The organism is Variovorax sp. Varisp41 (assembly GCF_047325085.1).
In the GTDB taxonomy this organism is placed as follows: Bacteria; Pseudomonadota; Gammaproteobacteria; order Burkholderiales; family Burkholderiaceae_C; genus Variovorax.
Genome location: NZ_CP168540.1, coordinates 534,671 through 548,051 on the forward strand (window position 1 = coordinate 534,671; position 13,381 = coordinate 548,051).

The 13,381-nt window shown below is 71.1% G+C and carries 10 protein-coding genes and 1 pseudogene; 2 read left to right on the plus strand and 9 right to left on the minus strand.

Annotated elements, in window-relative coordinates; genetic code table 11:
• Nucleotides 1-20: 20 nt before the first annotated feature.
• Complete coding sequence (locus tag ACEN9J_RS02310) at nucleotides 21-2,060, plus strand: YadA family autotransporter adhesin (RefSeq protein ID WP_413763181.1); 2,040 nt, start codon at nucleotides 21-23, stop codon at nucleotides 2,058-2,060.
• A 65-nt stretch (nucleotides 2,061-2,125) separates the two neighbouring features.
• A complete protein-coding gene (locus tag ACEN9J_RS02315) occupies nucleotides 2,126-2,575 on the plus strand; it encodes a DUF3592 domain-containing protein (protein ID WP_413763182.1) in 450 nt (149 codons plus the stop codon).
• Nucleotides 2,576-2,578: 3 nt separating this feature from the next.
• Here ACEN9J_RS02315 and ACEN9J_RS02320 read toward each other — a convergent pair whose 3' ends face one another.
• From ACEN9J_RS02320 to tcuA, 9 genes and pseudogenes are all read right to left on the minus strand, one after another.
• Nucleotides 2,579-4,852 (minus strand): glycoside hydrolase family 3 N-terminal domain-containing protein, encoded by a 2,274-nt coding sequence (locus ACEN9J_RS02320; protein WP_413763183.1) that lies wholly within the window; start codon nucleotides 4,850-4,852, stop codon nucleotides 2,579-2,581.
• A gap of 95 nt (nucleotides 4,853-4,947) precedes the next feature.
• Nucleotides 4,948-5,922, minus strand: a complete 975-nt coding sequence (locus ACEN9J_RS02325) for a tripartite tricarboxylate transporter substrate binding protein (protein ID WP_413763184.1) — start codon at nucleotides 5,920-5,922, stop codon at nucleotides 4,948-4,950.
• A 36-nt stretch (nucleotides 5,923-5,958) separates the two neighbouring features.
• The gene (locus ACEN9J_RS02330) at nucleotides 5,959-6,912 is read right to left on the minus strand and encodes a D-2-hydroxyacid dehydrogenase (protein ID WP_413764533.1); all 954 of its coding nucleotides are present in this window, start codon (nucleotides 6,910-6,912) and stop codon (nucleotides 5,959-5,961) included.
• 20 nt (nucleotides 6,913-6,932) lie between these two features.
• A complete protein-coding gene (locus ACEN9J_RS02335; protein WP_413764534.1) occupies nucleotides 6,933-7,892 on the minus strand; it encodes a Bug family tripartite tricarboxylate transporter substrate binding protein in 960 nt (319 codons plus the stop codon).
• A 142-nt stretch (nucleotides 7,893-8,034) separates the two neighbouring features.
• Nucleotides 8,035-8,859, minus strand: a pseudogene (locus tag ACEN9J_RS02340) (amidohydrolase family protein); the annotation flags it as partial.
• Between the two features lie 13 nt (nucleotides 8,860-8,872).
• Nucleotides 8,873-9,838 carry a tripartite tricarboxylate transporter substrate binding protein gene (locus tag ACEN9J_RS02345; protein ID WP_413763185.1) on the minus strand — a complete coding sequence of 322 codons (966 nt, stop codon included), beginning with the start codon at nucleotides 9,836-9,838 and terminating at the stop codon, nucleotides 8,873-8,875.
• Nucleotides 9,839-9,884: 46 nt separating this feature from the next.
• Nucleotides 9,885-10,673 (minus strand): class II aldolase/adducin family protein, encoded by a 789-nt coding sequence (locus tag ACEN9J_RS02350; protein ID WP_413763186.1) that lies wholly within the window; start codon nucleotides 10,671-10,673, stop codon nucleotides 9,885-9,887.
• A 34-nt stretch (nucleotides 10,674-10,707) separates the two neighbouring features.
• A complete protein-coding gene (gene tcuB, locus ACEN9J_RS02355; RefSeq protein ID WP_413763187.1) occupies nucleotides 10,708-11,937 on the minus strand; it encodes a tricarballylate utilization 4Fe-4S protein TcuB in 1,230 nt (409 codons plus the stop codon).
• Entirely contained in the window at nucleotides 11,921-13,348 is a 1,428-nt protein-coding gene (gene tcuA / locus ACEN9J_RS02360; RefSeq protein WP_413763188.1) for an FAD-dependent tricarballylate dehydrogenase TcuA, read from the minus strand. Before tcuA ends, tcuB begins: the two co-directional genes overlap by 17 nt.
• Nucleotides 13,349-13,381: the final 33 nt, after the last annotated feature.

The window sequence follows — 13,381 nt, forward strand, 5'->3', positions numbered from 1 at the left end:
AACCGACGAGGAGAAACAGCATGAAGAAGAACAAGCGCATGCCGCGCGGCGCGAGCCTGCTCGGCGCATCGCTCGCCCTGGCCGCGATCTGCGGCCCGGCCCTGGCGCAGACGGTGCCGACGGCCTGGGACCCGGCCAAGGCCAACCTCGGGATCGGCACCGGTGCCGGCACCGGCGTCACCGGCAGCAACAACCAGGCGATCGGCGAGGGCGCGGGCAAGACGGTCAACGGCAGCGGCAACCAGGCCATCGGCCAGAACGCCGGCAACAACGTGACCGGTTCCACCAACCAGGCCATCGGGCAGGGCGCCGGCAGCAACGTCACCGGCACCAGCGACATCTCGATCGGCCTGGGCGCCGGCAACAACGTCAGCACCAACTGGAACCTCGCGATCGGCAACAACGCCGGCACCAACGTCTCGGGCGGCAATGCCAACGTGGGCATCGGCTTCGAGTCGGGCCAGAACGTCAAGGGCGGCTGGAACCAGTCGATCGGCCGCAGCGCGGGCGACAACGTCACCGGCGACCACAACAACGCCACCGGCTTCCATGCCGGCAGCGGCGTGACCGGCAGCGACAACAACGCCACCGGCACCAACGCTGGCATGACCGTGACCGGCAGCAACAACAACGCCATGGGCAACGGCGCCGGCAACAAGGTCACGGGCAGCGACAACACCGGCATCGGCACCAATGCCGGCAGCAACGTGACGGGCAGCAACAACGTGTCGCTCGGCGAGGGCGCGGGCAACAACGTCGGCACCAACTGGAACCTGGCCATCGGCGAGGGCGCGGGCAGCAACGTGTCGGGCAAGAACGCCAACCAGGCGATCGGCTACTACGCGGGCACCAACGTCAACGGCGGCTGGAACCAGACCATGGGCCGCAGCTCGGGCCAGAACGTGACCGGCGACTACAACAACTCGACCGGCTACGCGGCCGGCTCGAACGTCACCGGCAGCCGCAACGACGCGACCGGCCAGAACGCCGGCCAGAACGTGACCGGCAACGACAACGAGGCCTACGGCACCGGTGCCGGCAGCAACGTCAAGGGCAACGGCAACCAGGCCTACGGCACGGGCGCGGGCAACAACGTCAACGGCAGCAACAACCTGTCGATGGGCCAGGGCTCGGGCGCGGGCGTCACGGGCGTGGGCAACCAGGCCTCGGGCATGCAGGCCGGCGCGGGCGTCTCGGGCAACAACAACATCGCCACCGGCCAGGCCGCGGGCGGCGGCGTGCAGGGCAGCAACAACCTGTCCTCGGGCACGATGGCGGGCCAGGCGGTCAGCGGCAACTCGAACCTCGCGCAGGGCAACAGCGCGGGCCAGCACGTGCGCGGCAACGACAACATCGCGATCGGCTCGGGCTCGGGCGCCTACGTGAGCGCGAACCAGACCGCCTCGATCGGCGCCGGCGCGCGCGCCAGTGCCGACAACGCGCTGGCCATCGGCACCAATGCGCAGGCCTTCGAGGACTCGGGCGTGGCGATCGGCAACGGCGCGACCGTGAACCATGCGAACAGCGTGGCGCTCGGTGCCGGCAGCGCGACCACGCGCGGCGCGCTCGCCAACTACACCGCCATCGGCATGGCCGGCGTGCAGTCGTCGCTGGGCGAGGTGGCGCTGGGCAACCGCCAGATCACCGGCGTGGCCCCGGGCAGCGCGCCCACCGACGCCACCAACGTCGGCCAGGTGCAGGGCATGGTGAAGGAGGGCGTGAGCCAGGCCAATGCCTACACCGACACCGTGGCCGCGCAGGGCCTGCCGGTCGGCAAGGCCTACACCGACCTCACGGCCGCCCGCCTGCAGGGCCAGATCGACGACACGGCCCGCCGTGCCTACGCCGGCATCGCCAGCGTGGCCGCGATGGAGGCCGCGCCGATGGTGCCCGGCAAGATCAGCTATGCCGTGGGCCTGGGCAACTACCGCAGCGAGAGCGCGATCGGCGGCTCGCTGCGCCACACGTCGCAGGACGGCCGCTACAGCGTCACGCTCGGCGTGGGCGCGAGCAGCTCGGGCGTGGTGACGCGCGTGGCGCTCACGGGCGTGTTCGACTGAGGGCGCGGGTGGAGAGGAGGCCCTGCTATAACGCAGCGGTCTCCCCGCAACCCGCCGTACCCCTCATGCACAACACGTCGCTGACGCTGCTCAAGTGGATCTTCATCGCCGTCGGCCTGGGCCTGCTGCTCATCGCGATCGCGGTGCCCAACGAGGCCAAGTGGCTGCTCACGCTGCTGGGCCTGATGTTCGCGGGCGTGGGCGGCGGCATCCTGTTCGTCGGCGAGCGCAATGCGAAGCGCGCGGCCTGGCTGCTGCAGCACGGCCAGCGCATCGATGCCGAGCTGCGCGAGGTCGAGCTCAACACCACGTTCCAGGTCAACGGCCGGCATCCCTACCGCGCCATCGTCGAGGCGCGCGCCGGCTTCGGGCGCGAACTGCGGCAGTTCCGCAGCGCCAACATCTGGTTCGATCCCACGCGGCACCTGAGCGGGCGCCGGATCGCGGTCTACGTCGATCCCGCGAACCCGAAGCGCTACCACGTCGATCTGTCGTTCCTGCCGCCGCGCGGCTGAGCTTCAAGGCACCAGCGCGAAGCGCGCGTGCAGCCCGCCCACGGCCGAGGGCGACACCCACAGGTCGAAGTCGCCGGGCTCCACGGTGGGCCGCAGGTCGCGGCCGATGAAGGCCAGGTCGGCCGCGCGCAGCGCGAACTCGACCTGCACCGAGGCACCGGGCGCGATGCGCAGCTTGCGGAAGTCCTTGAGCTCGCGCACCGGCCGCGTCACGCTCGCGGTGCGCTGCGCGATGTAGAGCTGCACCACCTCCTCGGCCTCGCGCTGGCCGGTGTTGGTGACGGTGGCGCGCACGCGCAGCGTGCCGTCCGTCATCGGCAACTGCTCGCTGTCGAGCGCGACGCTGTCGTAGCGCACCGGCGCGAAGCCCAGGCCGAAGCCGAAGGGATAGAGCGCCTCGTTGGGGGCCTCGATGTAGCGCGTCTTGAAGGCGGTGCCGGGCGCATCGGGCGGCAGCGGGCGACCGGTGCGCTTGTGGGCGTAGTAGTAGGGCACCTGTCCCGCCGCCTGCGGAAAGCTCACCGGCAGCCGGCCCGAGGGGTTGAAGTCGCCGAACAGCACGTCGGCGATCGCGTGGCCGGTCTGCACGCCGAGGAACCAGGTCACGAGGATCGCGCGCGCATCGCGCACCACCGGCGGCAGCGCCATCGCGCGGCCGTTGCTCAAGAGCACGACGATCGGCTTGCCGGTGGCGGCGACCGCCTCGGCCAGCGCCTGCTGCACCAGCGGCAGGCCGATGTCGGCGCGCGAGCGCGACTCGCCCGACATGCGCTCGCCCTCGCCGATGGCCAGCACCACCACGTCGGCCTGGCGTGCCGCGGCCATCGCGGCCTCGATGCCGCCGGGCAGCAGCGACTCGACGTTCGAGCCGCGAGTGACCGTGAGCGACGCCGCGTCGCCGAGCGCGGCGCGCAGGCCCTGGTCGATGCCCACCGGCGCGCTCTGGCCCGGGAACAGGCTCCAGGCACCCAGCAGGTCCTGCGTGCCCGAGGCGAAGGGGCCGATCAGCGCGACCTTGGTGCCGGTCTTCGCGAGCGGCAGCAGCGCGCCCTCGTTCTTCAGCATCACGATCGAGCGGCGCGCGCTCTCGCGCGCCAGCGCGATGAAGGCCGGGTCCTCGGCGCGCTGCGCGGCCGGCGGGCCGTCGAGGCCGCGCATCGGCTGGTCGAACAGGCCCAGCCTGAGCTTGGCGTACAGCACGCGGCGCACCGCGTCGTCGAGCCGCGCCATCGGCACCTCGCCCGCGGCCACCAGGCCCGGCAGCTCGCGCATGTAGAGGCCGCTCTGCATGCTCATGTCGGTGCCCGCGAGGAAGGCCTGCTTCGCGGCCTCGCGGCCGTTGGCCGCGTAGCCGTGCGCGATCAGCTCCTCGTCGGCCGTGTAGTCCGACACCACGAAGCCCCGGAAGCCCCATTCGCCGCGCAGCACGCCGGTCAGCAGGGCCGGGTTGGCGGTCGAGGGAATGCCCGAGATCTCGTGGAAGCCGCTCATCAGCGACAGCGCGCCCGCGTCGAGCGCGGCGCGGAATGGCGGCAGGTAGACCTCGCGCAGCGTGCGCTCGGAGATGTCGACGGTGTTGTAGTCGAGCCCGCCCTCGGCCGCGCCGTAGCCCGCGAAATGCTTGGGCGTGGCGAGCAGCGCATCGGCGCGCGACAGGTCCTCGCCCTGGAAGCCGCGCACGCGCGCGGCGGCGAAGCGGCTCGCGAGCAGCGGGTCTTCGCCCACGCCCTCGATGCCGCGGCCCCAGCGCGCATCGCGCGCGATGTCGACCATGGGCGCGAAGGTCCAGCGGAAGCCGTCGGCGCTGGCCTCGACCGCCGCCGCGCGCGCGGTGCGCTCGGCCAGCGCGGGTTCCCAGCTCGCGGCCTCGGCCAGCGGCATCGGGAAGATGGTGCGAAAGCCATGGATCACGTCGGCACCGAAGATCAGCGGAATGCCCAGGCGCGATTCCTGGACCGCGATGCGCTGCAGCTCGCGCTTGCGCGTCAGGCCCTCGTTGTTGAAGAGCCCGGTCACGCGGCCCGCGCGCACCTCGTCGGCCTCGAGCTGCGCATTGCGCCGGTTGGCCTGCGGATTGCCGGGAATGTTGGTGTCGGCCGGGCCGTAGAGGCTCAGCTGGCCGACCTTCTCCTCGACCGTCATGCGCGCGATCAGCGCTTCGATGCGGGGATCGGTGGTGGCCGGGGCGGGCGAGGCGGGAGACTGGGCGGTGGCGAGGAGGCTGGCGAGGAGACCGAGGGCAAGAAAGAGGAGCGGGGCTTTTTTTCCGACGTGCATGGGCGCCCATTCTGCAGACATCGCCCGCCGCGGCCGCAAGCGGGTTTCCGCCCTGACCGTAGGGCGATGTCCGACCCGTTCACACGAGCCGTGGGCTATTCGGCCGTCGCGCCCGATTCCTTCGCCACCTTGACCCACTTGGTGGTCTCGCTGCCGATGAAGGCCGCGAGCTCGGCCGGCTTCATGTGGCCGGCCGTCACGCCCTGTTCCTCGAAGCGCTTGACCACGTCGGGTTGCTGCAGCGCGCGCGCCAGTTCGGTGTTGAGCCGCTGCACGATCTCCGGCGGCGTGCCGTGCGGCGCCATCAGCGCGAACCAGGTCGTCATGTCGTAGCCCTTGAGGCCGGCCTCGTCGAGCGTGGGCACGCCGGGGTAGGCGGGCGAACGCGCCCTGGTGGTGACGGCCAGCGCATGCACCTTGCCGGCCTTGATGTGCGGCGAGGCCGACGGGCTGGTCTCGATCGCCATCTGGATCTGGCCGCCCATCAGGTCGGCCATCATCGGCGCGCCGCCCTTGTAGGGCACGTGCACGATCTCGGTCTTCGTCATCGCGCGGAACAGTTCGCCCGAGATGTGCTCGGTGCTGCCGTTGCCGGCCGAGCCGAAGTTGACCTTGCCGGGATTGGCCTTGATGTACGCCACGAGTTCGGCCACGGTCTTCGCGGGCACCTTGTCGTTGACGATCAGCACGTTGGGCGTGGAGGCCACCAGCGCCACCGGGTCGAAGTCGCGCTGGAAGTCGTAGGCCAGCTTCTTGTAGAGGCCCGGCGCGATCGCATGCGCGATGGTCGCGAGGAACAGCGTGTAGCCGTCGGCCGGCGCTTTGGCCGCGAGGGTCGCGCCCACGGTGCCGCCCGCGCCGCCGCGGTTGTCGACGATCACCGGCTGCTTGAGCGATTCCGACAGCTTCTGGCCCACGGTGCGCGCGACGATGTCGGTGGTGCCGCCCGCAACGAAGGGCACGACGAGGGTGATGGGCTTGCTCGGCCAGTCGGCGGCGAGCGCGGGCAGGGTGCCCGCGGCGAACAGCAGGGTCGCGAGGGTGGTGCGGAGGAAGGCTTGTCTTTTCATGGTCGTGGGGTCTTGGTGTTGTTATGAAGAGGGTGGTCAGGCCACGCGGTTCAGCAGAGGAAGGCCGGCGTTCCAGCGCCGCAGGTTGTCGAGGAAGAGGGCGGCCACGCGCGCCTCGTTGCCGTCCGAATGGCCGGCGGTGTGGGGCGTGACGATGACGTTCGGCAGCGACCACAGCGGCGAGTCGGCGGGCAGCGGCTCGTGCGCGAACACGTCGAGATAGGCCCCGGCGAGCGCGCCGCCGCGCAGCGCCTCGATCAGCGCGGCTTCGTCGACCACCTCGCCGCGCGCGACGTTCACGAGCCGCGCGCCCGGTGGCAGCAGCGCGAGCGCGGCCGCATCGACGAGCCCGCGCGTGCGTTCGGTCAGCGGACAGGCGAGCAGCAGCCAGTCGGCACGCGGCAGCACCCGGCCGATATCCTCGAAGCGCAGGCTCTCGACGGCGGGCGCCAGCGCGGCATGGTCACTGCTGCGCACCGAGACCACGCGCAGCCCGAGCGCCGACAGCAGCGTGCCCAGGCCCTGCCCGATCGGACCCCAGCCCACGATCGCCGCGGTCTGGCCCGCGAGGTCGCGCGGCAGCCCGCTGCCCACGAGCGGCGCCCAGGTCTTGTCGCGCTGCGCCGCGAGCAGTTGCGGGAAGCGGCGCGCGAGCATCAGCACGCCGGCCAGCGCGGTCTGCACCACCACGCCCGCATTGGCACCCGAGGAGGTCGTCACCTCGACGCCGCGTGCGCGCAGCTCGCCGTACACGGGCCGGTCGGCGCCCGAGGAATGGGCATGCACCCAGCGCAGCGAGGGCGCATGGCGCAGCGCATCGTGAAAGCGCCGGGTCTGCGGCAGCAGCTCGTGCTTGGTCGACAGGCCCGTGACGTCGCGCGAGACGAAGGCCACGTCGGCATCGGCTCCCTCGGCCACCACCACGTGCGCGCGGCCGGCCAGCGCCTCGGCCAGGCCGGTGCCGGCCTGAAGCGCGGCGGCCTCGGTCATCAGAATGCGCAGCGGCCCGCTCATTCGGCCGTCGCGCCCGACTCGCGAACGATGCTCTTCCACTTCTCGTACTCCTGCCGCGTGAACCGGCCGAACTGCTCGGGCGTGCCGCCCACCGGGTCGGCGCCCTCGCGGATCATCTGCGCTTCGAGCGAAGGCAGCGCGTCGTTGACCGATTTGTTGAGCAGCGCGATCACCGGCGCGGGCGTGCCCTTGGGCGCGAAGAAGCCGAACCAGGAGCCGGCCGAGAAATCGCCGAAGCCCTTCTCGGCCACGGTCGGCACGTCGGGCAGCGAGCGCGAGCGCTTGAGGCTGCTGACCGCGATGGCGCGCAGCTTGCCCGCGCGGATGTGCGGGATCACCGAGGGAATGGTGGCGAACATGAACTGGATGCGGCCCGCGAGCAGGTCGGTGAGCGCGTTGGCGCCCTTGTAGGGCACGTGCAGCGTGTCGGCGCCGATGCGCTTGCCGAGCATGTAGCTCGACAGGTGCGAGGAGGTGCCGATGCCGGTCGAGCCGTAGTTGAGCTTGTTCGGGTTGGCCTTGGCATAGGCGATGAATTCCTCGAGCGTCTTCGCGGGCACCTCGGGGTTCACCACCAGCACGTTGGGCACGTCGGCGATCTGCACCACGGGCACCAGGTCGCGCAGCGGGTCGTAGGGCAGGTTCTTGTAGAGCGTCTGGTTGACGGCCATCGGGCCCACCGAGTTGACGATCAGCGTGTAGCCGTCGGCCGGCGCGCGCACCACGAACTCGGTGCCGATGTTGCCGCCGCCGCCGGGCTTGTTGTCGATCACGAAGGGCTGGCCGAGCTTCTCGGACAGCTGCTGCGTGACGGCGCGCGCGAGGATGTCGGTGGTGCCGCCCGCGGTGAAGGCGACGACCACGCGCACGGGCTTGGCGGGATAGGCGGCCTGCGCCTGCGCGCGCGGCGCGGCGCCGAGGCCGGCGGCCAGCAGCAGGGCCGCGGCCAGGCCCATGAGCGGTCGCGGCAGGAGGGAGGGCTTGTCTCGTTTCATTCTTGTGATCCTCTGGGGGTGGGTGGGCTCTACACGGGCGGGGAAAGTCGTACAGCGCGGCCGGGTTGTCGACCAGCACGCGCCGGCGCTGCGCCGCGTCGGGCAGCCAGCGCGCCAGCAGGTTCAGCAGGGCGCCGTCGTCGGGCACCTGCTGCGCCTCGAAGTAGTTGATGTGCGGCCAGTCGCTGCCCCACACCACGCGCTCGGCATTGGCCTGCAGCAGCGCTTCGGCGAAGGGATCGATGTCGGCGTAGGGCGCGCCCATTCCGGTGTTGCGGTCGGCGCCCGAGATCTTGGTCCAGGCCTTGCCGTCGGCCAGCAGGCGGCACAGCGTGCGAAAGCCCGGGTCCTCGATGCCGCGCGCGGCCGCCATGCGGCCCATGTGATCGATCACCAGCGGCAGGCCCAGGCGCAGCAGGCGCGGCGCGAGCTCGACCAGGTCGGGCGCGTGGATCCAGATCTGCGCATGCCAGCCGCGTTCGGCGAGGCGCGGCGCGAGTGCCTCCAGCACCTCGATGCCCACGCCGTTGCGGTAGACCGCATGGCCGTCGCGCTGGAACAGGTTGAAGCGCACGCCGCGGATGCCCGCCGCATGCCAGCGGTCGAGCTCGGCATCGCCGGTGTCGGCGCGCGGCACGGCGATGCCGCGCAGGCGCCCGGGGTACTGCGACAGGGCTTCGAGCACCGCGCCGTTGTCGGTGCCGCTGGCGCTGCCGGTCACGAGCACGCCGCGTGCGAGGCCGAGCCGATCGAGGTGCGCGATGAAGGCCGCGCCCGGGTATTCGGCGGGCGTGTAGCTGCGGTCCTCGGCGAGCGGAAAGCGTGCGTAGGGACCGAAGACGTGGGCATGGCTGTCGCAGGCGCCGGGCGGCGGCGCGAACGCCACGGGTGCGAAGGCCTCGTGGGGAGGCAGGCAGGGGCGGGTCATGCGGCGTGCCTCCTCAGTCGACCTTGAGCTTGCCGCTCTTCGCAAGCAGGCGGGCGCCGGCGTCGTCCTTCTTGAGCGTGGCGAGCCATTCCTCGGACGAGGAGGCCTGGCCGGGGCTGCCGACGGAGATCAGGCGGCGCTTCACGTTCTCGTCGGCCAGCGCCTTGCGCAGCGCGGCATTGAGCGCCTGCACCACGTCGGGTGGCGTGCCGGCCGGCGCGAGCAGGCCGGTGGCGGTGGTGGCGTCGAAGTCCTTGAGGCCGGCCTCGCGCAGGGTCGGCACGTTGGGCAGCGCGGGGTCGCGTTCCTTCGACATCACGGCCACCGCGCGCAGCATGCCCGACTGGATGTGGGCGGCCGAGCTCGTGAGCTGGTCCACCACCAGGTCGATCTGGCCGCCCAGCAGGTCGGTGAGCGCCGGCGCCGAGCCCTTGTAGGGAACCGTGTTGAGGCTCAGCTTGCCGGCCTGCTCGAGCTGCAGCAGCGCGATGTGGTTGGTGGTGCCCGGGCCCGCATGGCCGGCCGTGACCTGGCCGGGCTTGCCGCGCGCGGCGGTGAGCAGGCCCTCGATGTCCTTGTACGGACCCTGGCCGCGCACCGCGATCACCAGCGGCGTGGTGGCGGCGAGGCCGATGGGCGCGAAGTTGTCGAGCGCGTAGGTGGTCTTCGTCATCAGCGGCAGCACCACCAGCGCATTGGGCGTGCTGACCAGCAGCGTGTAGCCGTCGGGCTGCGCGCGTGCCACGTAGGACGCGCCAATGGCGCCGCCGGCGCCGGCGCGGTTGTCCACGATCACCGACTGGCCCAGGATCTGGCCGAGCGCGGGCGCGAGCGTGCGCGCGACCACGTCGAGGTTGCCGCCGGGCGCGAAGGGCACGACCAGCGTGACGGGCTTCTGCGGGAATTTCTGCGCGAAGGCGGGAACGGCCATGGCCGCGGCGAGCAGCGCCACGACGGCGGGGAACAGTCTTCTTTTCATCGGGAGTCGTCTTGGTTCTTCTGGGGCAGGCGGGGAGGCGGGGGCGTCAGTCGCGGAAGCCCGGATCCATGCGGTCGAGCTTGCGCAGCAGCGCCGGCCATTCCATGAGCCCGTAGGGGCGGCGCGTGCCGGGCTGGTAGTTGTTCCAGGTCTCCTCGAGCACCTCCTGCGGCACGGCCTTGAGCGGCGTGTTGCACGACATCGCGCCGATCTGCGCGCGGCAGGCCAGCTCGAGCCGGTGCATCCAGTTGAAGGCCTCGCCCACGCTGCGGCCCACCACCAGCGCGCCGTGGTTGCGGAAGATCACGGCCTCGCTGTCGCCCAGATCTTCCAGCAGCGAAGCCTGCTCGGCGGTGTCGAGCACCACGCCCTGGTAGTCGTGGTAACCGATCTTGAGGAAGCGCATCGCGGTCTGCGTGAGCGGCAGCAGCCCGCATTCGAGCGAGGACACGGCCATCGAGGCCCAGCTGTGCGTGTGGATCACGCAGGCCACGTCGGGCCGCGCGGCATGCACCGCGCTGTGGATCACGTAGCCGGCCTTGTTGATGCCGTAGTTCAGCTCGCCGAAGTCGGGCGAGGACAGGATGTTGCCGTCCTGGTCGACCTTGATCAGGCTCGAGGCCGTGATCTCCTCGTACATCATCCCGTAGGGGTTGATGAGGAAGGCGCCCTTCTCGCCGGGCACGTGCGAGGAGATGTGGTTGGCCATCATGTCGGACATGCCGTAGAGGTCGACCAGCCGGTAGCAGGCGGCGAGGTCGATGCGCGCCTGCCATTCGGCGGCGGAGCACTTGTCCTTCATGGAGGGGATCTGGAGCACGCCAGGGTTCGTCATCGCGGAGGTCCTTTCTTCGATATCGGGTATGGGTTCAGTCGGCGCCGAGCTGCAGGCGGCTGGGCAGGCGCTTCTCGATCGCGAACTTCAAGAGCGCGGCGCAGCGGAAGATGCCGTGCGCGAACTTGCCGTAGGGCAGCGTGAGGAACAGCGCCATCACCACGCCCAGGTGCACCGCCAGCAGCAGCGCCATGAATCGCGTGTCGCGCCAGGCCAGCAGCGCCAGGCCGGTGAGGCTGGTCAGCAGCAGCAGCGCGATGAAGCCGCGGTCCATGGGCCGCTGCGCGACGTCGCCATGCGCCGGGTCGCGCCGCAGGTTGAGCCACAGGAGGCCGATCGGGCCGACCACCAGGCCGATGCCGCCCGCGGTGCCCAGCAGCACCGGCAGGCTGGTCAGCGCATAGGGCGCATGCAGGTCGAACAGGTAGTGGTAGAGCGTGGCCACGCAGGTCGAGGCGAAGCACAGCATGAAGCCGTAGAAGGTGAAGTGGTGGAAGCGCCGGCGCCACAGCGTGAAGCGGTCGTCCTCGTTGTTGCAGCCCTCGCCATGGCCGCCACCGAGGTACTTCAGGCGCAGCGCGTCGTGCGCCGCTTCCGCGCTCGCGGGCCCGCGCACGCCCGCCATGGCCGGCGCGTTGCCGGGGTCGTTGGCCGGCGAGACCTCGCGCCAGAAGCGCCGCACGCCCAGGGCCAGCGCGAGCAGCACGAACAGCGACACCGTGCCGAACAGCAGCGCGAGGAAGTTGTGCGGGAAGATCGCGTAGAAGTTGCCGGCCAGCGGCTCGTGCAGCAGCGAGCCGCTCATCGCGACCGCGAGCACGAGGAACAGCGCGAGGCCGCCGGCCAGGGCCAGCGCGACCGTGAGCCCGGCCTTCTCGTAGAGCGAGCCCATCGCGGCGGGCCAGGCGTAGTCGTGGTAGGTCTGCATGCGCACCTGGGCCATGGCCTGCGGCACGTTGACCGCGAACTCGTGCGGCGGCGCGTACTGGCAGGCATGCAGGCAGGCGCCGCAGTTGTGGCAGAGGTTGGCCAGGTAATGCGTGTCGGCCTTGCCGAACTCGAGCCGCCGCGTCATCGCGGGGAACACGGCGCAGAAGCCCTCGCAGTAGCGGCAGGCGTTGCAGATCTGCAGGATGCGCGCGACCTCGCCCTCGGGGGCGGTCAGCGGCAGGGCGGGCTGGATCGGGATCACGCGCGACGGGGTGGCGCCGATGCCCTCCGCATCGGCACGCGCGCGGGCGACGAGATCAGTGAGCTGCTGCAAGAAGGGTCTCCGGGGAATTCTTCGAAATGTTCTTGGCGGCCTTCGCTGCCTGCGTGCCGGCGATGCGACCGAAGGCCGTGCCGATGCTCATGCCGACGCCCGCCGTGTAGCCCTTGCCGAGCACGTTGCCGGCCATCATTTCGCCGGCCACGAACAGGTTGGGGCTGGGCCGGCCGCCGAAGCGCACGGCCGCGGTCTCGTCCACCTTCAGGCCCAGGTAGGTGAAGGTGATGCCGGGGCGCACGGGGTAGGCGTAGAAGGGCGCGGTGTCGAGCGGGCGCGCCCAGTGCGTCTTGGCGGGCGCGAGGCCCTCGGTGTGGCAGTCGTCGAGCGCGGTGTGGTCGAAGCGGCCGACGCGGCAGGCGGCGTTGTAGTCCTGCACGGTGCGCACGAAGGTGGCTTCGTCCAGACCGATCTTCCGTGCGAGTTCGCCGAGCGTGTTCGCCTGCGTGCCGGCGAACACCGGCGGCATGAAGCGCCCGACCGCCTTCTGGTCGATGATCGACCAGGCGATCTGCCCCGGTTGCTGCGCCACCAGCCGGCCCCAGATCGCATAGCGCTTGGGCCAGAAGTCCTCGCCCTCGTCGTAGAAGCGCCGGGCTTCGCGGTTGACCACCACGCCGAGCGACACGCAGTCGATGCGCGTGCAGATGCCGCCGTCGTAGAGCGGCGCGCGCGCGTCGATGGCGACCATGTGGCCCTGCGAGGGATCGCCGATGCTGTCGGCGCCCGCGGCGATCATGTGCTTGAGCAGCACGCCCTGGTTGAAGCGCGTGCCGCGGATCAGGAAGTTGTCGGCCGGCCATTCGCCGCGCTCGTTCCGGCCCCAGGCCTCGCGCAGCCATTCGCGGTTCGACTCGAAGCCGCCGGCCGCGAGCACGCAGCTCTTGGCCGCGATGCGTTCGCCGGCCTCGGTGCGCACGGCCACGAAGCGCTCGCCGTCGAGCTCGACCGAGGCCACGGGCGTGTCGTAGCGGATCTGCACGCCGAGCCTTTCGGCGCTGCGGAAATAGGCGTTGACCAGCGCCTTGCCGCCGCCCATGAAGAAGGCATTGGTGCGCGCCACGTGCAGTGCGCCCGACAGCGGCGGCTGGAAGTGCACGCCGTGGCTGCGCATCCAGTCGCGGCAGTTCGACGAGGCGCGGATCACGAGCCGCGCGAGGTGCTCGTCGGTGAGGCCGCCCGTCACCTTCAGCAGGTCCTGCCAGTACTCCTCTTCAGGGTAGGCATCGACCAGCACGTCCTGCGGCGCGTCGTGCATGCAGCGCAGGTTGCGGGTGTGCTGCGAATTGCCGCCGCGCCATGCTTTGGGCGAGGCCTCCAGCAGCAGCACCGAAGCGCCGGCCTCGCGCGCCATCAGGGCGGCGCACAGCGCGGCATTGCCGCCACCGACAACCAGTACGTCTATCACTCGTGGGTCTCCTTGGAATCCAGGAGACTTTAG